This window comes from Paenibacillus sp. FSL E2-0151 (genome assembly GCF_037993015.1).
Classification (GTDB): domain Bacteria; phylum Bacillota; class Bacilli; order Paenibacillales; family Paenibacillaceae; genus Paenibacillus; species Paenibacillus amylolyticus.
Map to the genome: position 1 here is coordinate 277637 of NZ_CP150308.1, position 24993 is coordinate 302629.

Consider the following 24993-nt stretch of genomic DNA (forward strand, 5'->3'; position numbering starts at 1 on the left):
ATGAACGCACCACTAGGGGCTCGCATACTGGTGATCGATGATGAGCCGCAGATTCGCAAATTGCTCAAGGTCACCCTTCAGGCACACCAATTCGAACTCTACGAGTGTGGGGATGGCGAAGAGGGCGTTATTCAGGCCAGTATTGTACATCCGGATCTGATCATCCTTGATCTTGGTTTGCCGGGCATGTCTGGCATGGAGGTACTTCGCCGGATTCGCGAATGGTCACAGGTACCGATTATTGTGCTGACAGCGAAGGATTAGGAGGGAGACAAAATTGCCGCTCTGGATGGTGGTGCAGATGATTATGTAACTAAACCATTCGGGATGGGTGAGTTGGTCGCCCGTATTCGGGTGGCGCTGCGTCATGTAGCCAAAACGACGGATGAGCCAATACTGCGCTTCGGATCACTAACGTTTGACCTGGCCCAAAGGCAGGTCGAACTGGAGGGGACTTTGGTCAAATTAACCCCGACGGAATATGAGATGCTGAAGGTGCTCGCCTCGAATGCGGGGAAAATCATCACTCAGCGTCAGCTTTTGCAGCAAGTATGGGGAGGGCATCATCATGAGTCTGACAGTCATTACCTCCGGGTATATGTGGGACATCTGCGTAAAAAATTAAAGGAAGATCCGACGAATCCCCGATATATTCAAACGGAGCCTGGCATTGGTTATCGCTTTTTGCTTCCTGCAGAATAAGGTTTAATGGAGCGGTGCGTTTCTTATAAATGATGTGATGTACGCTTCAGCGGGTGAGCGCTATAGAACGAACAATACACCGTCCCCTTTAGCTGCTAAGGAAACGGTGCTTTTGTATTATGACGTATATTTTGGCAACCAGTCGCCGTGAGACTCAATTAACTCATCACACATCGCTACGATGTCATCGATAGACAGCTCCGCAGCCGTATGTGGATCAAGCATGGCGGCGTGATAGATATGTTCTTTTTTTCCAGTGATTGCCGCTTCAATTGTTAGCAGTTGCGTGTTGATGTTTGTCCGGTTCAATGCCGCGAGTTGTGGAGGCAGATCCCCAATGTACGTAGGACTGATTCCTGATCCATCCACCAAACAAGGTACCTCAACACAAGCCTCGCGAGGCAGGTTGGTGATCAGTCCGTTGTTCATAACGTTTCCGCCAATTTTGTACGGGTTATTCGTCTCCATCGCTTCGATAATATGCGATGCGTATTCACGGCTGCGGGTATGTTCAATATTTTCGCTGGCAAACAGCTTGGTACGCATTTCTTTCCAGCCTTCAATCTGGTTCACACAGCGGCGGGGATATTCATCCAGTGGAATATTGAAGCGTTCAATCAGCTCCGGATAATTCCGCTTGATGAAGTAAGGGTGGTACTCGGCATTATGCTCAGAGGATTCCGTTACATAATAGCCAAAACGCTGCATCAGCTCAAAACGAACCATGTCGTCATGCTGTTCCTTCTGTTTTTCCTTCGCCCGACGTTTAATCTCGGGGTACAGATCCTGCCCGTCTTTGGTAACTTCGAGCAGCCACGCCATGTGGTTGATCCCTGCAATCTTAGCCACAACATCTGTCTGATCGATCCCCAGTGCATCAAACAGATGTGGTACACATACCTGAACACTATGACACAATCCTACAGTTTTGATCCCACCATGCACATTCATGACGTTGGTAAGCACGGCCATCGGGTTGGTGTAGTTCAGGAACCACGCATCTGGACATACTTCCTGCATATCTCGGGCGAAATCCAGCATGACCGGAATCGTACGCAGATTACGGAAAATTCCGCCGATACCGAGTGTATCTGCAATCGTTTGACGCAGTCCGTATTTCTTAGGAATCTCGAAGTCCGTAATGGTACATGGATCATATCCACCCACCTGGATGGCGTTGATGACATATTTGGCCCCGCGTAGCGCTTCTTTGCGGTCATGATATACGTTCACAACGCAACGACTTCCGAGTGAACGGGCCAGACTGGTCAGCAAACGCTCTGAATCGCTCAAACGTTCAGCATCGATATCGAACAATGCCAATTCAAAATCTTGCAGTGCTTCGGTCATCATGACATCACCCAATACATTTTTGACAAAGACGGTGCTTCCCGCACCGAGAAATGTAATTTTATTCATTTAAGTTCAGCCTCCCTGAAAAATGTTGTACCCCAACTATAGGCCGATTCGGCACATATAACTATGGCTCAAACCCTTTCAAACATGGCATAATCCCATTTTTGTTCCCGCTTTCAACTAATATGGAAGCACTTTAGCTGTTATAATATAAATAGACTAAATGAAGAGGTAAGCGGAACGAAGTCAGGATGGAGGGCGAAAAATGAGTCGCATTGAGATGAATGTGGTTCCCGCAGGCTGGACACAGATGGAGCTGATGTTGTTGTTTTTCGGGTGGGAGGCATGTGATCCTGCGCATTATTGGGGACCCGGTGTACGTGATTCTTACATTGTTCATTACATCCATGAAGGACGGGGCACCGTGTACATGGGAGATCAGGAATACAAGCTTAGCGAGGGACAGGGTTTTGTCATTCTCCCGGACACACTCATTCATTATGAGGCAGATCCGAAGGAGCCCTGGACGTATTCGTGGTTTGGATTCAAGGGTGTACAAGCCAAAGCATTCATGCAACGTGCCCAATTGAGCCCGGAGCGCCCGATATATGATGCCCATGATACAAATACGATGGAACAGTTGTATACGGAGATGGTCCAGGCTTCTACGCGTCCGGGAGGCGATGTGATGAATCAGAGTCTCTTGTACCGCTTGATGGCAGAATTAATCTCTTCTTCGCCTTTGGAGGAAGAAATAGGGCAGCTTCTTTCGAACAAAGAGACGTACATCCGGCAGGCGGTGCAGTTTATGGAGAACAGGTACAGCCAGCGAACCTCCATTCTGGATATTGCCCAAGCTGTAGGACTGGATCGCACGTATCTGTCGGGATTGTTTAAAGAGCGATATAGCATGTCGCTACAGTCCTTTTTTCTGGAGTACCGTATGAATCGGGCTGCCGAACTTCTTCAGAATCCAGGGCTGTCGGTCAGCGAAGTGGCCCATTCTGTCGGCTATACAGACCCATTACTGTTTTCCAAGATGTTTAAGCGAGTGAAGGGTGTGTCTCCAAAGGGTTCGAGAAATCGAGATTAGACGCACCTAGTGTTTCAAATTTAAAAGAAAAGTTTTGATCATTAAATGTTGTCCCGCGTTACTGATACAGAAGTGTAATTGAATATGTGGAACTTGGTGCTTTGCCCGTCAGGGTGGAAGCTTAATAGGGAAGTCTGGTGTGATACCGGCGCGGTCCCGCCACTGTAACAGAGGAGTCAAGTAGCGATAATCCACTGGTTTAAGCCGGGAAGGAGCTGCAAGTGACGATGATTCCGGAGCCAGGAGACCTGCCAGGTTTAAGAAACACAGTAGTACCCTACGGGAGATAGGAAGGTGTTTAGAGAGCATGATTTTTTCTGAAAATCTGTTTATTTAAGGCGTAGTCATCCAGTAACACGGAGAGGGACGCCTTTTTTGATAGAATTTATAAGTTTTCAGCGGAGCTGTGGACGGAGAAACATCATGGCACATACATAAAGTTTTGGGGAAGGACGTTAGAGCACTTGAGCAGATATATCGTTAAACGATTATTACAACTCGTAGTCGTATTGTTCGGCATCACGTTCCTGACGTTCCTGCTAACCTACCTGTCTCCTGGAGAAAGTCTGTCAGGATAATACGGATGTACGGGTTTTCTTTATAGTCTAAGTAAGGTTATAAAAAGAGAATGATGCAAGAAGGGTTACCCCAGAAGTCCATAGATGACTTTCAGGATAACCCCTTTGTTGTATAACAGGCATGTTGTGTGTAGCTGGGATGTGACACTGGAATAACTTGTGAAAGCTTTATCGTATGTGATTCAGTGCACCTATGTCATTCAGTCCACCATAGTTTTGCGCAGGCTGTATAGTACTTAGTCTGACACTTCATGGCTATTTTATCCTACAATTATTGATTGCTTCATTGGGTGATTATCGCTATAAAGACAGTCAGTCTTATTTTGGAGAGGTACTCCGCATATAGACTCTTCAGTCCACATGTAGTTGGCTACATCTGCTTAGCCAGTCGTACTGACATGAGCGATTCAAACTAGTGAGGTACTTGGGATTGGAAGTCATTCCGGCTAGACTGATCAGCATGGTAAAAGACAATGTCGCCATCCTTCAGTGGCCAGGTTCTACCTTGACTGTTTGTTGGCTTTTTGTTGAAACCTTCCATCTGCCATTGATTCATCAGTGGTGCATGAATGTATTGCAGATGGGGCGCCTCTGTATTTCCATTCCGCAGGCTCTCCATGTTGAAGTTGACTACGATATAACCATTCTTTAGAAAAACATTCGATTTCTCATCCAGTTGATTTTGTCGAGCAAGAGGTTCAAGATCTGTACCTTTTGTTACGGCATATACATCGGCAGGTAAGCTGTACTCCCCGTACCAGCGCTGGATTGATGCATTGGCCCGGTCCACGTTGACCCCGGAAGGAATGTCCGTTTTGGGTCCAATGAGTGTCCGAATTGGAGCAGACAGGATCATCCAGTCATAACGACCTACCCATGTTTTTTGATGAGAAATCTGATCGACCAAGCGAACCATATATTCTGCCAACGTACGCTGATTACGTTCTTCAGCTGACAGTTCATAAGTATACTGGTAACGCGCTGTATCGCCTAACTCTGTGCCGGGTACATTTCGAAGACGTGAGTTCAGGACAACAAAGCGTTTCTCCAGATCCTGCACCGATCCGATACGGATCAGGCGTTCTTGACCGCGATGGTAGTACAGATCCACTTCTTGTCGGGAGGACCCGTCTTTACTTACAAAAGCAAAAGTGGGTGTAATTCGAATACCATCCTGATTGCCAAACATATTGCCCTTGGTCTTCAGATCGAACTTGAAATGGTATCCTGTCTTCACAGTTGCGTTAGCGAATCCCTGCACCGGATGGCTTCCTGGTCGAATAGGCAATACAAATGGAGCCAGATTACCTCGCGGATCACCATCAATGCTATTCATCCCGGTCCAGTAGCTATAGCCCGTTGGTTCGGGACTACCCAACCGCTTGCGAAATACATTTTCCCAGTTGTAATCGGAGATATCAGTGACGTGAAAATCATATAACCTTCCGATGACATCTACCGGTACGGTGTCTGCTGCAACATGATGTGCCAGATTGGTATTGGAATCCTGTTGCTCGGTAAAGTTTGCAGGTGCATTCTCTGCAATATTGCGGAATGCAATGTGGTACTTGCCTTCGTTTACCCATACAGGGAGGTAGAATGTGGTATCCAGTTGATTAACCGGAATATCCACCCATGTCATGGCAGGGATAAACTGACTCCGGTCAGCGTTATAGACATCAAACGGGAATTGCACCTGTTTGATTAGAAAATATTTGGCATAGTCCCGATTTCCATAACCGGGATAACTCGCTGCTTCCAAGTGCTGTCCCGATGTGGGAATTCGCACAATGAACGGACGTTCCAGAATGAGTGCAGCACTGGTTGGGTCTGGTACGGTTTTCTGATTATGCGGCTGATCATCCGATACCCAGGCGTAGTTGACGACAGGGGTGTGTACGGTGACCGTGTTGATGCCGTTAATCGGTAATATTTTATTGGTGCCGCCATTCACGTTACCCGGTAGCAAATCATAATAGATCTCACCAGAGCTTGTGGTGTTTGCTTTATTCAGCAGGGAATTGCTGATCATGTTACCCGGTTTGTACAGCACATCACGCCCAATCGTTGTTGGATTAGGAATATTGGATGGCGTCGGGCCATCTTTGGTTGCTTCCACATCATTCATAATGGTCGTGCTGTTGAATTTCACTAGATCATTATTCACTTTACTTTGAGGCGTGTTGGATTCAGCCATCCCTTTTAACCGTGATGTATCATCAGGCACACTGGGAGGTTGGTTCAAACCACCTGTTAATTTGGGTGGAGTATATGAGATTGAAGTGGTTTGCCCTGGTCGAACATGGCTTTCTACGGATTCATCATTTTTAGACTCTAGTGTTGGTGGTGTGTATCCTGTTGGATTCATCGTAACGGTCTCACCGGGCAAAGCGTAATTATTCATGGTTGCTTTAGCGATCTTGTATACTTCCAGATTGTTAATTTTCCAGTAGGAGTAGTCTCTTGTGATCTGGAAGTTGTATGGCTTGGGTACCGTGTCGTTCGCGGGTACAGGTGGCCCTGGTGTACAACCATCATCATCACATTCCTCTGGTCCAGGTACTGTCCACTCTCTGTCGTACGAGATTGTGACATTACAGTTGTATGTAACTTTACCGCTCATTTTCGCCCAAGCTTGTTTAAACAGATAATTGTCAGCAAAGGCATTTGTGTAGAGTGACTCGGAAGTAGGGATTCCTTTTAACACGTTGAATGTTTCATTATCTCTGTTATATGACTTAATAACACCGTTGGCATTTGGATCAAGATCATTCATGCTCATGATGGTTCCAGCAGAAGGTGGTCCAATCGTTGGCGTGCAACCTCCACCACCGCCCCCGTTACCGTCGCCCTCGCCAGTACCTGGGTTCTCTTCAACACCAATGTTTGTTGTGGTAGTTAACTGAAAATCGTCCTTCTCCCACAATACGGTAATGGTTGTTGTTCCTCTGCTGACGGCTTGGACTACTCCGGAGTTACTAACGGTAGCGACACCAGGATTGGATGATTCCCATGTAGTTGTACCACCGCTTCCAGTGTTTACATTGGTCTCTGCTCCAAAGTTTCCATCTCCATTTTTGGTTTTGACCGTTGCATTCAATTGTTTAGACTGGTTCAAGCTAAGTTGCCCGCCAGCGGTAAGATTGATCTCTTTTGTTATTTCAACAAGACCTTTCCAGTAAAGATCTGTATTGAAGATGTAATCTGCTGACCATTTAGGTGGGTTATATTCTCTAGCGGCTGTTGCATTGATAACGCCGCCTATTTTCATGGTGAACATTGTTCTTCTACCATTGAAGGAGTCAACAGAAACAAGTTTAGGCATATTTAAATCTGCATTGTAATATTGGTTGTCATCCATATAATGAGGTGTTAGGGATACCTCGGTTAATTCTGATCGTGGATAAGGGTCGCTGTTCTTATCCATATATACTGCAGGTTTGTACAATTCTTTATCAAGATCAAGATCAACACAAACTGTCGAAGAAACCGGACGATTTGTTGATGGATCGTTAGCTAGCAAAATATTATCATTAGGCCCACTACATCCGCCATCAACGCTCCATCTTAAATCATCAATTTGATAAATATAAATACCAATATTGGTCATTTTTTGTCCTTCAACAGGTATAACTTTTAGTTGAGATTTAGCTGGTGTTTCAGGTACCATATATTGCGGTTTTATTGCAGGTTTAGTACCAGGTCCGCCACCGGCGTGCACAAATGAATAAGGTGTTAATACAGCGCAGATGGTTAGAAAGGCTATCAGTAATTTACTGATAGCTGGCTTCAACCTCAAATCTTTTATTTTATTTTGTATCGATGACACTAAAGATTGCCCCCTCTTTGGTTTCTAAGGTCACAGCCCTCGTCACAGATTGATTAAAATGTAACATTCCTTGTGCCCAATATATAGGGTTTTTAACCCCAAATACTCCTCTGTTCAAGGTATAATCTCCTGTTTTTGGAGCTTCATATGACAAAAATGATTTTGACTGAGGGGAAGCTAAAGGATTAAAGGTAGCTGAATTAAGGAGACTTCCGGCTTGTGGTTGGTTCATGGAGGCCGATTTAATATTTAAATCAAACTCAACGAAAGAAAAATATCTATCGTTTTGGAGCTTTACTCCTTCATCTACAAAAACGGGATAATAAATGCTACGGTTATTGCTAGCGACATTAGTATCTACAATAATCCAATTCAAAATTTTAAGATCTGCATAATTTGTATCGGTAACAATCTCTTTGTTTCTAACTTTTGAAAAGTCATCGTTCACAACATCATCGTATTTCTGATTGCCTGATAGAATAATTTTTCTTTCAGGTGTTTGTTTGAAAGACTTTGCAATAATACTCAAATTCGTACCCGTCAAACCCACCGCCCGCAGCTCATTTAAACCCTGAAAATCGGCAGGTTTTGTCTTGGAAACTGCTGCATAACGGGCGATCAATACAGCAACTTCCGCCCGAGTGGTGGTACGATCAACGCCAAATGTTTTATCGTTTGCCATACTCATAAGTCCTGTTCCCAGGGCAACGGCTACTGCATTTTTTTGAGCGCTGGCGAGTTTACCTGTGAAATATTCCTTTGCAGGCACAACGGTGTTGGTCACATCAGAGAGTGCTTGTTTGTACTCAGGGTCAACCACGGTTAGTCCTTGCGTCAGCCATGTAGCCATTTCACCTCGTTGAAGAGCGCCCTGTGCATCCAATTTACCCTTGTAATTAGAAGGGCTGATAAAACCTTTTGCAATAGCAGTAGAGACACCACTCTTTGCCCACTCGGGTATGTCCGTGAAATTGTTTTGTTCTTGTGTCGATGCATTAGGCTGGTAGGATAGACGTCCCAGGATACTTGCCATTTCAGCTTTGGTGACCGGTGAGCTGGGTTTAAAAGTCCCGTCGGCATACCCCTTGAAATAACCTTGTTCCACGGCTGAATTAATCGCTGCGGATGCCCAGTGTGTAGCTGGAACGTCCTTGAATGTAGTTGTAGCTTGTGCGGCTTCTACAGAACTCCCAACGCCTCCAAAACCTACGATACCCCCTGTTAATAAAGCTAATGCCGTTACTCCAGAAATCATCATTTTTTTCATGAATCTTACTCCTCTCAATTGTGAATTTCTCTCCTTGATATGTACTTTTCAGGCTACTAGATACTAAATTTGTAATAATAATCAATATTCTACCATGTATAACTAGGCTGTTGGTATGATTTATCAATATATTTCCTCCTCTCCACACAACTGCGACTAATTCTCAAGACCTATATTTCCACAAAAAACACAAAAAAAGGCCACGAATCCGCAGATTCATAGCCTTATGCTTTAAGGTCTCCAACATATGTAATTCCATCAACAATCAATAAATCAAGAATACTCGATTTCCAAACATTTGAAAAGCCCTATTCTTCTTACTCAAAATAAAGTCAGGCTATCGGTGTTCCATTAGGTAATGGACTATCCGGTATGAGCAAGACAACATCGCCTTCACCAGGCACGCCGCCTAGCACAAGTACTTCAGAGACAAAACCGGCAATACGCCGGGGTGGGAAATTAACTACAGCAATGACCTGTTTGCCGATCATCATGTCAGGCGTGTAGCGCTGGGTAATCTGAGCACTGGAACGTTTCAGGCCAAGTGGTCCGAAGTCGATCGTCATTTTAATAGCGGGTATGCGAGCCTTGGGGAAGGGAGCGGCTTCCACCACGGTACCAACCCGGATGTCATGATGCATGAACTCTTCAAAAGTAGCCATAGGGGTAGATCTCCTTTCAACTATTGGGGACTATTATAAATGAAAAATCAACAAAAAATCCAGATTACGCTGTATCGTAACCTGGATTTCTGTTGTGGTGCTTTGCAGCTAATTAAGCCCCATTCCAATTCTCTCCGGTGAGGTATTTCTCAGTGAGGATGGATAACATCTGAATACCTACTTCATTATGTCCGCCTTCTGGAATAATGATATCAGCATACTTTTTGGATGGCTCGATAAAAGCATCGTGCATTGGTTTTACCGTTTCGAGATATTGTTTGTACACGGATTGGATCGTGCGTCCGCGTTCTTCAATGTCCCGCAGTACTCTCCGCAAAATTCGCACATCGGAATCAGTATCAACGAATACTTTGATGTCCATCAGACTGCGAAGATGTTCATCAATCAGCACATGCAGTCCTTCTACAATGACAATATGGTTCGGTGCCAGTTCAACCGTCTCATTGGCAGCACGGTTATCTATGGTGAAGTCATATACGGGGGCATACGCCGCTTGGCCTTTTTTCAACAGGGTGAGATGCTCAATCAACAGATCATTATCGAATGCAAACGGGTGATCGTAATTGGTGAGTCGGCGTTGCTCAGGTGTGAGCTGCGACTGGTCTTTGTAATAATTGTCTTGGGATATAAACGTAACCTTACCTGATCCCAGACGGTCTATAACGGAGCGAGCTACCGTCGTTTTACCGGAGCCGGTTCCTCCGGCGATACCAATGATGAGCATGGTTGTTCCATAAGCCTCCCTAGAATGGCAGCATAATCATGAATAAAGGGCACTGATCCACAATCGATTCAGCACCTTTACCCACATGTCTGTCTGTGAATACACAATTCCTTCATTGTACCACAGCGCTTTGTTTTTTTCATCTGCTTTGCAGAGCCATGTTTCCCTAAGATTGGATGATTGACTTTTTCGAAAACAGCACTATAATAAACTTATATTCATAACACGGACTGTTACTGGGGAAACCAGGCATGACCGAATTCGATTGCTTTACTGTAATCGCTTTCGGTCTTTTTTTATTTTTGTTGGGGGGTGAGAACATTGAAGGTTATCAAGAAGGTAAATAATAACGTAGCCATCGCTATTAATGAACATAACGAAGAGGTTTTTGTCGTAGGCAAGGGTGTAGGATTTCTGAAAACGCCCTATGAGCTGACGGAGACGGACTTGGTGGAGAAAATATTTGTAGCACCAAAGAACATCCGTATGTATGACCTGCTGAACAGTATTCCGATTGAGGATATTTATCTCGCGGAGGAAGTCATCAAGCTGGGCAGTCAGATCCTGAATAAAACATTTAACCCGAATCTGCTTCTCACCCTGTCCGACCATATCAGTTTTGCATTAACCCGAACCAGAGAAGGTATCCGTATCAAAAACCCGCTGGAATGGGAAGTGCGGACACTCTATCCGGACGAGACCCGGGTGGGGGAGGCTGCGCTGAAGCTGATTCAGGAAAAAACGGATATCGCTCTGCCAACAGCCGAAACAACACTGATTGCTCTGCATTTTGTTAATGCACAGGTTGGATCGGGAGAGATGACGGATACCACCAAGGTGACCACAGTTACGGGCGAGATTCTGTCCGTGATCAAATATGCGCTCAAAATTGACTTTCAGGAGGATTCCATCCACTTCATGCGCTTTGCCACACATATCCGGTATTTCATTCTGAGGCAGATGAGCGGTAAATCGCTCAAAGACGAGAATGAATCTCTGTTCCTGATGGTGAAGGAGAAGTTTCCGAAAGAACTGGCTTGTGTGGAGAAGATTGCAGACTTCCTGAAAAATAATTACGGCTGGACCTGTTCGGATGATGAAAAATTATATCTGATTCTGCATATCCAACGATTGATTTCGAATGAACCAACGGAATGAACCTAATGAAAAACTAACCGAATAATCCATATTGGACTGTTACTGATTCGATCAGGCATGACCAAGCGTAGGGAATGACGATTCCCCGGCTTGGTCATTTTTTATATATCCAATTTATTCATGTGGAGGAGAAGGGTCATGAACAACAAAGACTTGGCTAAAAACGTACTTGATCTCGTTGGCGGCGAGCAAAATATATCGGGTCTGACACACTGTGCAACCCGTTTGAGATTCGTATTAAAGGATGATAACAAAGCAGACCTCAAGGCGCTGGATCAGCTCGAAGGCGTGCTCAAGGCACAAAATTCCGGTGGACAGGTCCAGGTTGTTATCGGTGCCAAAGTAGACGCGGTATACAGTGAAGTGAAGAATCTAACTTCTGACAAGATTGGCGAGCTTACGGAGTCTACAGACAGTGGGCCGAAAAAGAGACGTAACCCCGTCAATGTAGTGCTTGAAACCATCGCAGGTATATTCACGCCTGTTCTGCCAGCACTTGTTGGTTGCGGGATGATCAAATGTTTGGCTACCGTTATAACTGCCATGGGTTACCTGGAAGGCTCCGGTTTCCTAACAATCATTAACATGATCGGGGACTGCATTTTCTACTTCATGCCGTTCTTCCTGGCTGTCAGTGCAGCAAACCGTTTCAAAACTAATCCCTACTTAGCAGTAGCTCTTGCTGCGGGACTAATGCATCCAACTATTTTGAACGCTGCGGCTCAGATTGCTGAGACGGGTGTAAACAGTATTGATTTTCTCGGCATGCCGATTCTGTTGATGAAATATTCCTCTTCCGTCATTCCAATCATTTTGGCGGTATGGATTATGAGTTATGTGTATCCAATCGTCAATCGAGTGATTCCCAAGTTTTTGCAGGTCCTGCTTACCCCAATGATTGTTTTGTTCATTATGATTCCAGTGGAACTGATTGTGCTTGGTCCAGTAGGTTCATATATCGGTGATTGGTTGACCAATGGCATTAACTCATTGTTCTCCACTGCAGGTGTTCTTGCTGGTGCGATTCTTGGATTTTTCAAACCGATCATGGTCATGTTTGGTATGCACTATGCGATCATGCCGATTCAGGTTCAACAAGTGGCTACATTAGGTGCAACCGTGCTGTTACCAACGGCACTGGCAGCAAATTTGGCTCAGGCTGGAGCAGCCTTCGGTGTGTTTGTACTGACGAAGAGTAAAACGATGAAATCAGCAGCTGCTTCGAGTGGATTCACCGCGTTGTTCGGGATTACCGAGCCGGCGATCTATGGTGTAACGCTGAAATACAAACGTCCGTTTTTCGCAGGTTGTCTGGCAGGAGGATTAGTTGGTGGATTCTACAGCTTGGTGCATACAACAGCGAATGCAATTTCACTTCCAGGTGTATTGGCAATTGGCACGTATTCATCGGATCGTTACATGTATGTCGTTATTGGTTGTGTTGCCGCAGTTGTACTCGGGTTTGTGTTCACGCTGTTGGCGGGCATCAAGGAAGATACAGATGGAAATAAATCGAAGCAGCAAGCTACGAATAAAGCAAATAGCAATCAGGTAGCAGTTGCCACAGAGGTAACTCCAGCGTCTGTATCATCACAGACATCCACTTCTTCTGACATGCTTATCGTTAGTCCAATGACAGGGGAGATCAAACCGATCTCTGAAGTGGAGGATCAAGCGTTTGCCCAAGAATTGATGGGTAAAGGCATTGCAATCGTTCCGGCAGATGGCAAGGTATACGCTCCATTTGACGGGGTAGTCGAAGCACTTTATCGCACCAAACACGCCATCGGATTGAAGGCCGCGAATGGTGTCGAGATCCTGATTCATATCGGTGTGGATACCGTCAGTTTGAAAGGCAAATATTTTAACGCCCATATAGAGCAAGGACAGACAATCAAGGCAGGGGATTTATTGGTTGATTTTGATCCGGAGGGCATTACGTCAGCAGGTTATAACACCATTACATCGATTGTGGTAACCAACATGCAACAGTATGGAGACGTACTGACTACAGCGACCAGCGGCCCGATCCGGGAGAGCGAAGCGCTAATGAAGCTGATCCCATAAAAACTGAAATAAGACTTAATAACACGTAATAACAGGAGGAAACTAAAATGACAAATTCCAATTTTCCAAAAGATTTTTTGTGGGGCGGTGCACTGTCTGCCTGTCAGGCCGAGGGAGCTTATAATGTGGATGGCAAGAGCCTGACCATTCCTGAAGTGATGAAATTTAACGAGAAGAACGACCGCAAAGTGACCAAGCAGATCAGAGTGAATTGGGAGATGATTGAAGAGGCCAGAAATGACCCGGATACTGTGAAATATCCGAAGCGCCGGGGGATTGATTTTTATCATAACTTCCGTGAGGATATCGCCTTGTTTGCTGAGATGGGCTTCAAAGTATTTCGTTATTCCATTTCATGGGCCAGAGTATTTCCAGGTGGCGACGATGCCGCTCCGAGCGAAAAGGCACTAGAGTTCTATGATCAGGTGATTGATGAATGTCTTAAACAGGGTATGGAGCCCCTGATCACCATCAGTCACTTTGATACGCCAATTGTACTGATGGACAAGTTCGGAGGATGGTATAACCGCAAGCTAATTGATCTGTATGTGAACTATTGTGATGTGTTGTTTAATCGCTACAAGGGCAAAGTGAAATATTGGGTGACATTCAATGAGATTAACATGAGCGTGAAAGCATCGGCCAAAACGCTGGGAATCATTGATTATGATGCTCCGAATTATGAGGAAATGTTGTTCCAGGGGCTTCATCATCAATTTGTAGCTGCGTCCAGAGCAACCAAAATGGCCCATGAGATTGATCCAAACAATCAGATCGGAAGTATGGTGGCATATTTTACAACGTATCCTTACACTTGCAAGCCGGAGGACGCACTTCAGATGCAACAGGATGATCAGATGAAGAATCAATTCTATCTCGATGTGCTCAATAAAGGCGAGTACCCTTACTATAGTAAAACGTATTTCAAAAACAAGGAAATCCAGTTGAACATAGAGGATGGCGATCTGGATAGCATTCGCGCACACACGGCTGATTTTGTGGGGATGTCGTATTACAACTCGATGATTTCCAGTAGTGATACCGAACAACTCGAACTAACGGCAGGTAATGTACACAGCGTATATAAAAACCCGCATCTGCCGGCTAACGAGTGGGGTTGGCAGATTGATCCCATTGGCCTGCGGTATACGCTGAATCTCGTCTATGATCGGTATCAAAAACCTGTCTTTATTCTGGAGAACAGCTCAGGCTTCTACGACAAACTGAATGAGGACGGAACGATCAACGATCCGTACCGGATTGATTTCCTGAGCAAACATATCGAACAGATGGGACTCGCCATTGCTGATGGGGTCGAGGTGTTGGGATACACGATGTGGGGGCCAATCGACATGATCAGTTCAGGGACTTCCGAGATGAGCAAACGATACGGATTTATCTACGTCGATCAGGACGACTATGGCAATGGTACGCTGAAAAGATATCGTAAGGATTCCTTCTTCTGGTATCAGAATGTGATCCGTACCAACGGAGCAGAACTGTAACGCACCATGAACATCCTGGGTCGTGTCAAAAAAATACCCGGCGGCTTGCTGATTGTTCCTATGCTGGCCGCTGCGGTCATCAACACGGTGTTTCCATCGTTTTTTCAGATCGGAGATCCAACGACAGCACTGTTCACATCGAAAGGTACCATGGTGCTGATCGGTATGATTTTACTGATATCAGGAACACAGCTTAACTTGTCACAGCTTCTGGTGACCTTGAAGAGAGCAGGGGTGCTCTGTATTTCACGTATCCTCATCAGCTGTCTGTTCGGCTGGGCGTTTGTGCACTTTTTTGGCATTAGTGGGGTCGGGGGAGTTTCTGCGGTAGCCTTCATTGCCGTTCTGACCAGTTGTAATCCGGGATTATATCTGGCCTTGATGAACACGTACGGAGATGATGTGGATCGTGCTGCGTTTGGTATTCTGAATCTGATCGCCGTACCGGTTATTCCGGTCATGATATTGAATTCGGCAAGCGGTGTCGGTATCGATTATCTCAGTGTACTTGCTACACTAGTACCTTTCTTGATCGGGATACTGCTTGGTAACCTGGATAGCAACATACAGAAGATGTTCGCTCCGGGAACACTGATTCTGCTACCTTTTCTAGGTACAAGCTTTGGGTCCAATATTGATCTGCGTATTGCATTTCAGTCCAGTCTGTCCGGCTTGCTGGTCACAGTGTTATTTTTGCTGATCTGCATGTTGCCGCTCATTGGAATCGATCGCACGATATTAAGACAGCCCGGTTACGCAGCGGCTGCGACATGTTCGGTTGCTGGATTGTCCATGGTCGTGCCATCGATGGCGGCAGAATTCAATCCGGCGTATGCGCCTTATGTTGACACAGCTATCGCTCAGATTGCGTTTGCTGTGGTCCTGACGTCGGTGACCGTGCCTTATATCGTGAAGCGTTTGGCTGGAGGAACAGCAACGCAAGCCTCTGCTTCGACAAATCACTAGAAAAAAACAGCGCGTGTTCTGTCAGATTATGACGGATCACGTGCTGTTTTGCTTTGTACATCTATATGATCTCCTGGGGGAGGAGAGGGATCGATCGGTTTATTTTACAGACCCAGCAGTTGTTTAACACTTTCAGCTACAGCTTTGCTGGATTGCGGATTCTGTCCTGTGACCACGCGGCCATCTGTTGTGACATAGGAACTGAAGGCAGCAACTTTATCATATTGTGCAGCGCGTTCTCTCAATGCATCTTCCAACAGGAAAGGAACATACTCGGTTTGTTGAGCCAATGTTTCTTCTTCATTCGTGAAGCCGGAAACGGTTTTGTCGTTGATCAAAAGCAGGCCGTTGGACAGCTTCACATTCAACAGTGCTGTAACCCCGTGGCACACGCCGGATACAACGCCACCTTTTTCATAGATATCACGAGAAAGCTCTTGAAGTTCGGCATTGTCCGGGAAATCCCACATTGTACCGTGACCTCCTGTGAAGTAGATTGCATCGTAGTCACTCGCGTTTACTTCGCTAGGTTTCAACGTATTTTTCAATTGGTTCATGAACGCTTCGTTCTCGAAATAGGCTTTGGTGCTCTCATCCAGAGAGTCGCCCAGACTTTTCGGATCAAGAGGTACGTTCCCGCCTTTAGGGCTAACCAGATCGATCTGAACATTGTCATTATGGTCAAACTCTTCAATAAAATGAGTTGCTTCGCTCAGCCACAAGCCAGTAGGCTCGTCCTTTGTTGCGTACTTATCTACATTTGTTAGAACAACCAGTATCTTTTTCATATTAAAACCTCCCGTAAAATATATAACATAAATTTATAATAAATATCACAAAATTAAATTGTGTAAAATATATTATTAAATATAACATAACCATTTTCTAAAGTAAAATCATGAGCGTATCGTCGATCTCCAATGTGACTTTCAAGCGTAGGAGTAAAAAACAATCTAGTCGTAGTAAATATGCCTGTAAGAATGCACTTTTACTTATTATGCCCTGCTTAATTTACTCAAATTGTAAGCGGAGGTAGGCGTGTGTAAGGGGAAACGAAATTAATTCAAATTTGAAGTTAATTTGATTGTACAACTAGTTCTTTTGATTTAGAATGGCGGAAGATGCCAACAAAAAACTGGTACAAATTACATATATACTTGGAGGAACATTCATGAAACGTTCAGGCAAATTTTTCGCTTCAACAGTGGTTGCTGCTGTTGCTGCAGTATCCATCGTCTCTTCAGCTTCAGCGAGCACAGTTTCAGTCTCCAACATCTCTGGCGTAACACCTATCAACATTAGCAGTATGGATATCGAAACGGCTTTGATGATGGTTCAGAGCGAACGCGCCAAATTGCTGGATGCGCAATTGCAAACACAAATCCAGGAAGTACAGAACCGTAATCAACAGATCGCGGAGTTGAACTCTCAATTGCAGGTAGCCCAGCAAAACGGGGATGAAGCAGCTGTTCAAAAGCTGAAAGGTCAAATTGATGCTGCAAGCAACTCGCAACAGATGGACATGCTTCGTCTGCAGTCCATGTCCAACAAGCGCAATGAAGCGTTTGATGTCATGACAAACTTTGTCAAAAAAATGCAGGATTCAAGATCATCCATCATCGGTAACATGCGTTAAGAACGGATGATTAACTGCTGCAACAATACAAAAAGAGCGAAGTCGGAATTCAAATTCCGAAACTTCGCTCTTTTTGTGTTTCTCTTTTTTATGATATATATCATCTAATCCAAGTTAGCCCGACCAGTCACGACGCCGAGTGAACAGATCCTGCAACTCGTCCGTCGACAATTCGGTAATCCAGTTCTCAGAGCTTGTGATGATGTTATCGCTGAGCTGCTGTTTGCTCTCCAACATCTCGTCGATCCGCTCCTCTAATGTGCCAAGAGAGATGAACTTATGCACCTGAACATCTTTAGTCTGACCCATCCGATAAGCTCTGTCGGTGGCTTGATTCTCAACAGCAGGGTTCCACCAGCGGTCAAAATGAAAGACATGATTGGCAGCCGTCAGATTCAATCCCACGCCGCCTGCCTTGATGGACAGAATGAAGACGGACGGTTGCTTATCCTCAGGCAATGTACGGGATTGGAATTCCTCAATCATACGATCCCGTGCCGTTTTGGAGGTACCCCCGTGCAGATACAGCACAGGCTCCTGCAACTCCTGACGCAGTACCTGTTGCAGCATCTGTCCCATACCGATGTATTGGGTGAAAATAAGGCATCGCTCGCCTTCGTCCCGCAATTCCCGGACAAGTTCCATCAGTCGTTCCAGTTTTGCGGAGCGACTAATCAGCATCGCCATATCTTGCGGACTGTACACGTCATAAGCAGATGTTAATGCGCCGTCTTCAGGCAGTTCCTCAGGCAAAGCCTCTTTGGTCAACAGCAGAGGGTGGTCACACAGTTGCTTGAGCTGGGTTAACGCCGATAGAATGGCACCTTTGCGCTTGATGCCTTCCAGCTCTTTCATTTTATCCATCAGGGCCTGTACGGACTGGTCATACAATGCACTTTGTTCGCCCGTAAGATGAATGTAAGTCTTCATCTCGTTTTTGTCCGGCAGATCAAGCTGGATATTGGGATCTTTTTTCTTGCGGCGCAACATGAATGGTTTCACCAATTGTTGCAGATCCTGCATGCGCTGCTCATCTTTATCTTTTTCAATGGCACTGATGAAGCGAGTCTGGAATGCCCGGGCGTTGCCCAGATATCCTGGATTGATAAAGTCATAGATCGACCACAGCTCGGACAACCTATTCTCGATCGGCGTACCTGTCATGGCAATGCGGTGTTTCGCCGGGAAACTGCGGACCGCCAAGGACTGTTTGGTCTGGGCGTTTTTGATATTCTGCGCTTCATCGAGACAGATGCATGCCCAGGTGTAGGTTTGTAACATCTCTTGATCCAGTGTAGCCGTAGCAAAGGACGTGATAATAATATCCACCTGCTCGGTCTGCTCCCGGAATTCTTCTCCACTTAATCGGCGTGCGCCATAATGCAGACTGACATTAATGGAGGGTGCGAAGCGGCTAATTTCCTTTTGCCAGTTGCCCAGTACGGAGGTTGGGCAGATCAGAAGAACCGGGGCTTGTCCCGGCTTACGTGGTTCATGATCCTTGATGTGTAACAGATACGTGATGAACTGAATGGTTTTCCCGAGACCCATATCATCGGCAAGACATGCCCCAAGTCCAAATCTGCGCAGGAAACCAAGCCATGCAAAACCTTCCTTCTGATACGATCGCAACTCGGCATGAAGCCCTGTCGGAATGGGCAGGGAAGGTGCGCCGCCTTGTCCGCCCCCGAGTTGTGCAATAACCCGGTTCAGGTGCTCATTCAGTTCTACTTCCAGCCGAATGTTCTGATCATCCTGTGGTGGCTGCTCTTCCTCGGTTTGTTGTCCTTCCTTCCATTTCTGGTTGCGATATTCCCGTTGCTCATTGTGCAGCAGATGCAGGTGCAGAATATCCTGGAATGAGAGTCCCTGTTCCCGATCTACACCGCCCATGGCACGACGTATCTGTTCCAGCAGGTCGGGGTCGAGAGGAACCCATTCTCCACGGAAGCGAACCAGTCGTTCATTACGGGCAACAAGGTCGGCGAATTCATCTTCGCTGAGATCGGTGTCACCAATCGCAATTCGCCAGTCAAAATGAATAATCGAGTCCAGTCCAAAGAACGACTGTCCCCGTTCACTGCCTTCCTCCGGCTGTACCTTAGCACGCAGCTTTGGTTTCTTCTTACGGGCTGCTTCCCACCAACCAGGCAGCAGAACTTGCCAGCCCGCTGCGAGTAACCGCCCGCTATCCTGCGTCAGGAACTGCCAGGCTTCCTGATCTCCCAAAGGATCACTCAGCACATCCCGCCTACCACTAATGGAGCTTCCAAGACGCGGCAGATGTGCACGCAACTGATCCAGCCATCCGGCGGAGCGATCCAGAATGAACGGTGTCCATACCTCTGGCCATTCGCCTTCAAGTCTGCCCCGTGAATCCAGCATGACGGGCACCAATACAGCGGCATCCAGCTTGTTCTGCAACACCAATCGCAGCCGCCAAGATGGCTCATCCTCGTCCGGCTCCTGCAATTGCAGCATGGGTCTGAATGGTGCGGCATCTGCTTTCCAGCCAATGGATACGAGCCAGGACTGAGCATCCATCCCGGCTGTCTTGGGTAGAGTGCCGCGCTCTGGGAACAACTGCGGGAATTCACGCCGCAGATCCGTTGCAGCTTCTTCCGAACTGTACCAGCGCTGGAATACAAAGGCGGAATAGGCCGCCCCAAGTCCTTCGGCATAACTCTCGTCCGTTTGCTGAACCGCTTTGGTAAGCGATGCCCGATCCTGCTTTTTCAAGCTATCCGGGTCCCAGGTCCACTGAAGCTGTCCTGCACGGTATGCCTCGAAGCTAGGTACGTATTTTCGTTTCTCTATGGAGGATGCCAGTGCTGGAGCTAGTCGAATCAGATGTTCCGCTTGCTCGTCCCACTTCCATTCAATATGAAGCAGCGTATGCATCTCGGCAAAAAAGGGAATGACTTCTTCCGCAGGCAGAACAACCAGCTCAATCTCCTCAATCTGCCGAACTTCCAGTTCGGTCCCGTAGAAGGAAGGCGCATGCCAAGCGAACAATCGCTGCTTAAGCGACTGTCCCGGTACAAAGTGGTGTGTGTTGAGTGCTCCGTAAAACAAAGCATCGCCATATCCGGTTAAAGCGACGTGAACCTCAATCGTTTCAGTGTAAGGATGAATTAAGCTCATGAGATCAGTTTACCTTTCCGAAGCTCTTCCTGCAGGGCGCGCAGCCGACTGTTACGAACGGCGAGTGTGGTGATGAATTGCTCCCAGTGCGCTTCTTGCTTCATTTTTTTATAGATTTTGGACAGACGTTTCAACAGCTTCACCGCTGCTTTGTATCCGTCCCTGTTTTTGTGTCCGATATAACGCTCCACTGCCTGATGATAGAAGGGAAGCAGCAGCTCAGGTGCATCTTTTTCGATTGGTTGCAGCATCGCTACGCGGAATTCGAGAGGTTCCGTTCCCGTACTCAGCTGAAAATCAATCCATCTGCGCCACTGTCCACGCGAATGCATAGCATCCTCGTAGGCGGGGCGGGAGTGGGGAAGCATACTGACAAGCGTGTCCCACATACGGTTCTCTGCATCGGGCAGATGTTGAATGGCCGTATCCCATAGATGCATGTAATCATTCAAAGGTGTATTACGCCGATTCGCCAGAAGGGGGCCAAGTTGTACCAACCAATCCCCAAGTCGCTTCCATTCAGCCGAATCTGCGAGTACATGGAGAAAATGCAACAGTTGTTCTGGCGGGAAGCCGTAGGCCGAGCTTCCATGGATGAGTCGCTGCCATGCCTGATCATCTTGCCCCAGATGGAAGTGCATCCAGCTCTGCGCGAGTATGAGTGGTAAAGGCAGTGTTACGGCTTTGCCTGGTCTATCACTACTACTTCCATTATTTTGAGTGCTACCCAAGACACTCCCACCTGACTGGGAAGGTGACGAAGCGGCGGTTATATTGCGTTCTATATCATCTAAGATGGCCTGTTCCGACACTAACATGTCCCGCGACCCTTGCAGCTCAGGTACGATCCAGTTCAACCACAGTTGTCGATAGATCGGAGTGAAAAACATCATGCTGGCTGTCTCAGGCATCATCTGTTTGCGTAAATAAGCCGAGGTTTCAGACAGTCTGTTCCAAAGTTGTTCAAGCTTGTTTCCCTTTAGACCTGACAGGTCTAGCGGATGGTTAAAGATCCGTTCAATGTCTTTCTGAAGTGCATCCACCGCGAGCTGGGCAGGGTAGCTCAAGTACACGGGGGTATGCGTGATGGAGTTACGGGCCGGCGGCACGCAGAATCGGATGAGGTGCAGCTGCACATGTAGTTCAAAAAGTTGGTCCATTGCAGCGGACAGCCTTGGTTTAATGGCATACAGCTCGTCCGTTGCTTCCTGTACGTAGGATGTGCTTGCTGTGCCAGTACCCAGCCGTCTCAGACATGAGTGGAATAGTTCGTGCCATTCCGAGATTTCGAGATCAGCAAGCTCTGTTGCACGTTCCTTGATCTGGCTGTATTGGTTGTCCGGAATGTCCATATCCTGTTGTTCATCGGCATCTGCATAGCTGGATATTCCTGCGGACATGGCCCCGACGGGTTTGGTCGTTTGTTTGAGTGCAGTACTGGAGTGCGCATTCACAATCGCATGCACAGGTCGCTCCAGTTGCTCGGCATAACTCATTAATACAGCCGTCATATGTTTGCATACGGAACTCACCGGGCAGGTACAATGACTTGTAGTCAGGGATTGCATGCTTAGTGTGACCTCGTACTCTTCCGATCCTTGTACAACGGCCGAGATCCCTTGTTGTTCGGAATAGGTTAATGGTCCGACACGTTTCTGTTTATAATATTGGAATCCGCGCATGATCGTCAGGTTATTAAAATGCTCTGCAACCTGCCTGATCAACTGTTGCCACTGCGCATCATCCATCCTCATGTTATTCGGTATGTTCATCATTCCATCTCCTGGGGTAAACATAGGTTCAGTAATCACCACGTCTATGACGTGATGTTGTAAATTTGTTGTATCCATCATATCAGTTATGAGCCAATCCGTGCATGGGTTATGAAGAATTTGAAGTTATTTTAGACCAACTGGAATCAGGATGAACACGTCGGTTCTGCTGGCGGACGGAATGCATGATTGCACCATATTGTGTATGCTTATGGTATGTATTCCTTTCAGGAACGATGCAGGCCGGGGAAACGGCCATATTACACACAACAGGAGAGAGCATATGAAAATACTTACGTTAAACACACACGCTTGGGCGGAAGAGGATCAACTGAACAAGATCAGTCAGCTGGCTGATTTTATTAATACACATCAATTCGATGTGATCTCCATGCAGGAGGTCAACCAATCGATGCAGGAAGTCGCGCTTTCTGAAGAAGAACTGAAGATGTATTATGCTACTGAATCCGACGCTGTGATTAAAAAAGACAACTATGCCTACGTCCTGCTTCAGCAGCTGACAGAGCAATATTACTGGACGTGGATTCCCGCGCATGTTGGGTTTCAAAAATACGATGAAGGATTGGCGATCCTTAGCCGGACGCCGATTAAGCAGGCTTTTGGGGAATACGTGTCCCACATGCGAGATTATAACAACTATCGTACACGCAAGATTGTGGGAATTCAGACGGTCGTCCAAGGTGAAGCAACCTGGTTTGTGAACGGACATTATAACTGGTGGGATGATGCGCAGGAACCTTTCAAGGGACAGTGGGAGTTGACGGAGAGCAAGCTTGCCCCCTACATGGACCAGCCGTTATATATAATGGGTGACTTCAATAATGTCGCGGAAGTGCGTGGTGAAGGCTATGATTATATGATGAGCAAAGGCTGGAATGACCTGTACACCACAGCATTGCAAAAGGATGAAGGAGCAACCGTGGTGAAGGCCATTGCCGGCTGGGCAGATAACAAACGCGATCTTCGGATTGACTATATTTTCTCCAATCGTCCAATTCAGGCTAAATCTTCTACCGTGGTCTTGAACGGTAAAAATGGACCGGTCGTGTCTGACCATTTTGGCGTCGCTGTAGAGATATAACAGCTGTGTGAGCATAAACCGTAAAGGGATATCATCGCAAATACGAAACAAAGCCTCCGCTGACTTCCTGTAAAGGGAAGTGGCCGGAGGCTTTTCACATTCTAAATCATTTGTTATGTACATTTCACATCGTTTGTTCTTTCTGTTGTGGAACTCTATTGTTATTCGAGCGCCAGCATCTGATGTACAAACTTTTTCAGATTCGCGCTTGTCTCACTAAGCTGTTCGATACTTTCCATGAACTCGGTAACAAGCTTGGCCTGATCCACTGTTGCGGTTGTAATCTGACCGATCTCCTGCTCCATATGTTTCATGGAATCTTGTACGCTGCCTAGGGATGATTCGATATCAGCTGCTGCTTGTTTCGTATGATCCGACAGTTTACGTACTTCACTGGCCACCACACCGAAGCCGGCTCCCTGATCGCCCACACGAGCTGCCTCTATCATGGCGTTTAGTCCAAGCAGATTGGTTTGTTCCGATACTTCACGAATGACGTTTGTTACTTTACTTACACTGACCGAGTTCTCTGAAGCTTTTTTGGAGTTGCGCAGAATCTCTTCCGATGTCGCGGAGAGTTCCTCGGAATGTGCAGCAATCTGCTGAATGCCGCCGACGAGCGCATTAATGGTTGTTTCGTTTTCACGGATCAGCGTTTCCAGTGTCATGTGACTATCCAGTGCGTAGTTCACACCCAATATACCCACGACCTGATCGTTCTCTTTAATAGGGATTAGAATGGCATCAAAAGGTCTGCCCTGCAGATCACCAGGCATGCGTGCCACGGTACGGGAATCTCTGTTAGTCAGCATTTTGAAATGTTTATAATCATCATGCAGCTCATCCCCAACCTTCACGCCAATCTCCAGACTTTTTGCTTCGGAAAAATACAATACTTTCTCATGATCATTAATGGATATGGATATGTCGTCACGGAACATTTGGCTAACAAAAGGCATAGCATTTACCAGAGATTCAAGAGTATTCAATGTGCATCTTTCCTTCCCGATACAAAAAGTGGAATTTTTCAATCTATATAAGTTGAACTAAAGATATATTCACACGTACACTCCGATGACAGAATAACCTTCCAATCGCTGTTATCCCCAGATTTTTTTGATTCCCTTTTCTCAAGGGAAAAATCCGGTGATAGCGTATGCTTACGATGCAGCTTTCTTTCAGAAATCTTTTAGGCGAACGCTTCGCTTTTTCAGTTTTTTTCTGTCCTCTACGTTTCTGTGTAAATGATTAGTTCAACATATATAGTTTCTATATCGGTAACATTTTCCGTTTTTTTGAATTAATGTCCCAATGAAGGTGTAATTGGCGAAGGAAAAACCAAATCTTCTGATTTTTTGTAAGCGTAATCAAAAATCTGTAGCCACCACCGAACATGTCAGTTATACTGGGA

The 24993-nt window shown here is 46.2% G+C and carries 16 protein-coding genes, 1 pseudogene and 1 riboswitch; of the genes and pseudogenes, 8 read left to right on the forward strand and 9 right to left on the reverse strand.

The annotated features are described in order from the left end of the window. A pseudogene (locus MHI55_RS01275) lies at positions 1–702 on the forward strand (response regulator). A 117-nt stretch (positions 703–819) separates the two neighbouring features. On the opposite strand, the gene MHI55_RS01280 reads toward MHI55_RS01275, so the two are convergent. Further along, positions 820–2121, reverse strand: coding sequence for an alpha-glucosidase/alpha-galactosidase (locus MHI55_RS01280; RefSeq protein WP_340388385.1), 1302 nt, complete (start codon positions 2119–2121; stop codon positions 820–822). A 202-nt stretch (positions 2122–2323) separates the two neighbouring features. Here MHI55_RS01280 and MHI55_RS01285 point away from each other — a divergent pair, with 202 nt between their 5' ends. After that, positions 2324–3151, forward strand: coding sequence for an AraC family transcriptional regulator (locus tag MHI55_RS01285; protein WP_340388387.1), 828 nt, complete (start codon positions 2324–2326; stop codon positions 3149–3151). A gap of 77 nt (positions 3152–3228) precedes the next feature. Then, positions 3229–3422: riboswitch (cobalamin riboswitch) on the forward strand. 719 nt (positions 3423–4141) lie between these two features. On the opposite strand, the gene MHI55_RS01290 is transcribed toward MHI55_RS01285, so the two are convergent. From MHI55_RS01290 to udk, 4 genes are all read right to left on the reverse strand, one after another. Continuing rightward, positions 4142–7156: a DUF5704 domain-containing protein gene (locus tag MHI55_RS01290; protein WP_340388389.1), complete on the reverse strand. Its 3015-nt coding sequence runs from the start codon at positions 7154–7156 to the stop codon at positions 4142–4144. 382 nt (positions 7157–7538) lie between these two features. Beyond that, on the reverse strand, positions 7539–8825 hold the full coding sequence (locus MHI55_RS01295) for an S-layer homology domain-containing protein (RefSeq protein ID WP_340388391.1): 1287 nt from the start codon (positions 8823–8825) through the stop codon (positions 7539–7541). Between the two features lie 332 nt (positions 8826–9157). Continuing rightward, the gene (gene csaA, locus MHI55_RS01300) at positions 9158–9487 is read right to left on the reverse strand and encodes a chaperone CsaA (protein ID WP_340388393.1); all 330 of its coding nucleotides are present in this window, start codon (positions 9485–9487) and stop codon (positions 9158–9160) included. 112 nt (positions 9488–9599) lie between these two features. Beyond that, a complete protein-coding gene (udk, locus tag MHI55_RS01305) occupies positions 9600–10232 on the reverse strand; it encodes a uridine kinase (RefSeq protein ID WP_017691162.1) in 633 nt (210 codons plus the stop codon). A 312-nt stretch (positions 10233–10544) separates the two neighbouring features. Between udk and MHI55_RS01310 the strand changes: the two genes are divergently transcribed. The 4 genes from MHI55_RS01310 to MHI55_RS01325 all read left to right on the forward strand — a co-directional run bounded on the left by MHI55_RS01310 (position 10545) and on the right by MHI55_RS01325 (position 15928). Further along, on the forward strand, positions 10545–11390 hold the full coding sequence (locus tag MHI55_RS01310) for a PRD domain-containing protein (RefSeq protein ID WP_235200849.1): 846 nt from the start codon (positions 10545–10547) through the stop codon (positions 11388–11390). Positions 11391–11528: 138 nt separating this feature from the next. Next, complete coding sequence (locus tag MHI55_RS01315) at positions 11529–13457, forward strand: beta-glucoside-specific PTS transporter subunit IIABC (RefSeq protein ID WP_340388395.1); 1929 nt, start codon at positions 11529–11531, stop codon at positions 13455–13457. A 47-nt stretch (positions 13458–13504) separates the two neighbouring features. Continuing rightward, a complete protein-coding gene (locus tag MHI55_RS01320) occupies positions 13505–14962 on the forward strand; it encodes a family 1 glycosylhydrolase (protein ID WP_340388397.1) in 1458 nt (485 codons plus the stop codon). 6 nt (positions 14963–14968) lie between these two features. Continuing rightward, complete coding sequence (locus tag MHI55_RS01325; RefSeq protein WP_340388399.1) at positions 14969–15928, forward strand: 2-keto-3-deoxygluconate permease; 960 nt, start codon at positions 14969–14971, stop codon at positions 15926–15928. Positions 15929–16032: 104 nt separating this feature from the next. Here the strand turns inward: MHI55_RS01325 and MHI55_RS01330 are convergent, their stop codons facing one another. Next, complete coding sequence (locus tag MHI55_RS01330; protein ID WP_340388401.1) at positions 16033–16716, reverse strand: type 1 glutamine amidotransferase domain-containing protein; 684 nt, start codon at positions 16714–16716, stop codon at positions 16033–16035. Between the two features lie 383 nt (positions 16717–17099). Here MHI55_RS01330 and MHI55_RS01335 point away from each other — a divergent pair, with 383 nt between their 5' ends. After that, on the forward strand, positions 17100–17564 hold the full coding sequence (locus tag MHI55_RS01335) for a hypothetical protein (RefSeq protein WP_051447427.1): 465 nt from the start codon (positions 17100–17102) through the stop codon (positions 17562–17564). Between the two features lie 114 nt (positions 17565–17678). Here MHI55_RS01335 and MHI55_RS01340 read toward each other — a convergent pair whose 3' ends face one another. Both MHI55_RS01340 and MHI55_RS01345 read right to left on the reverse strand, forming a co-directional pair. After that, positions 17679–20699, reverse strand: coding sequence for a DEAD/DEAH box helicase (locus MHI55_RS01340; RefSeq protein WP_340390559.1), 3021 nt, complete (start codon positions 20697–20699; stop codon positions 17679–17681). Positions 20700–20704: 5 nt separating this feature from the next. Then, on the reverse strand, positions 20705–22483 hold the full coding sequence (locus tag MHI55_RS01345; RefSeq protein WP_340388403.1) for a hypothetical protein: 1779 nt from the start codon (positions 22481–22483) through the stop codon (positions 20705–20707). Positions 22484–22763: 280 nt separating this feature from the next. On the opposite strand from MHI55_RS01345, the gene MHI55_RS01350 reads away from it, so the two are divergent. Then, positions 22764–23582, forward strand: a complete 819-nt coding sequence (locus MHI55_RS01350) for an endonuclease/exonuclease/phosphatase family protein (protein WP_211083739.1) — start codon at positions 22764–22766, stop codon at positions 23580–23582. 161 nt (positions 23583–23743) lie between these two features. Here the strand turns inward: MHI55_RS01350 and MHI55_RS01355 are convergent, their stop codons facing one another. Continuing rightward, the gene (locus tag MHI55_RS01355; protein WP_017691152.1) at positions 23744–24571 is read right to left on the reverse strand and encodes a methyl-accepting chemotaxis protein; all 828 of its coding nucleotides are present in this window, start codon (positions 24569–24571) and stop codon (positions 23744–23746) included. Positions 24572–24993: the final 422 nt, after the last annotated feature.

Bases quoted from the DNA above. Each gene is read 5' to 3' on its own strand.
- MHI55_RS01290 (WP_340388389.1), bottom strand. From the start codon at position 7,156: ATGGATAAGAACAGCGACCCTTATCCACGATCAGAATTAACCGAGGTA.
- MHI55_RS01285 (WP_340388387.1), top strand. From the start codon at position 2,324: ATGAGTCGCATTGAGATGAATGTGGTTCCCGCAGGCTGGACACAGATG.
- MHI55_RS01350 (WP_211083739.1), top strand. From the start codon at position 22,764: ATGAAAATACTTACGTTAAACACACACGCTTGGGCGGAAGAGGATCAA.
- MHI55_RS01320 (WP_340388397.1), top strand. From the start codon at position 13,505: ATGACAAATTCCAATTTTCCAAAAGATTTTTTGTGGGGCGGTGCACTG.
- MHI55_RS01335 (WP_051447427.1), top strand. From the start codon at position 17,100: ATGAAACGTTCAGGCAAATTTTTCGCTTCAACAGTGGTTGCTGCTGTT.
- MHI55_RS01280 (WP_340388385.1), bottom strand. From the start codon at position 2,121: ATGAATAAAATTACATTTCTCGGTGCGGGAAGCACCGTCTTTGTCAAA.
- MHI55_RS01345 (WP_340388403.1), bottom strand. From the start codon at position 22,483: ATGATGAACATACCGAATAACATGAGGATGGATGATGCGCAGTGGCAA.
- MHI55_RS01325 (WP_340388399.1), top strand. From the start codon at position 14,969: ATGAACATCCTGGGTCGTGTCAAAAAAATACCCGGCGGCTTGCTGATT.
- udk (WP_017691162.1), bottom strand. From the start codon at position 10,232: ATGCTCATCATTGGTATCGCCGGAGGAACCGGCTCCGGTAAAACGACG.
- MHI55_RS01315 (WP_340388395.1), top strand. From the start codon at position 11,529: ATGAACAACAAAGACTTGGCTAAAAACGTACTTGATCTCGTTGGCGGC.
- MHI55_RS01295 (WP_340388391.1), bottom strand. From the start codon at position 8,825: ATGAAAAAAATGATGATTTCTGGAGTAACGGCATTAGCTTTATTAACA.
- csaA (WP_340388393.1), bottom strand. From the start codon at position 9,487: ATGGCTACTTTTGAAGAGTTCATGCATCATGACATCCGGGTTGGTACC.
- MHI55_RS01330 (WP_340388401.1), bottom strand. From the start codon at position 16,716: ATGAAAAAGATACTGGTTGTTCTAACAAATGTAGATAAGTACGCAACA.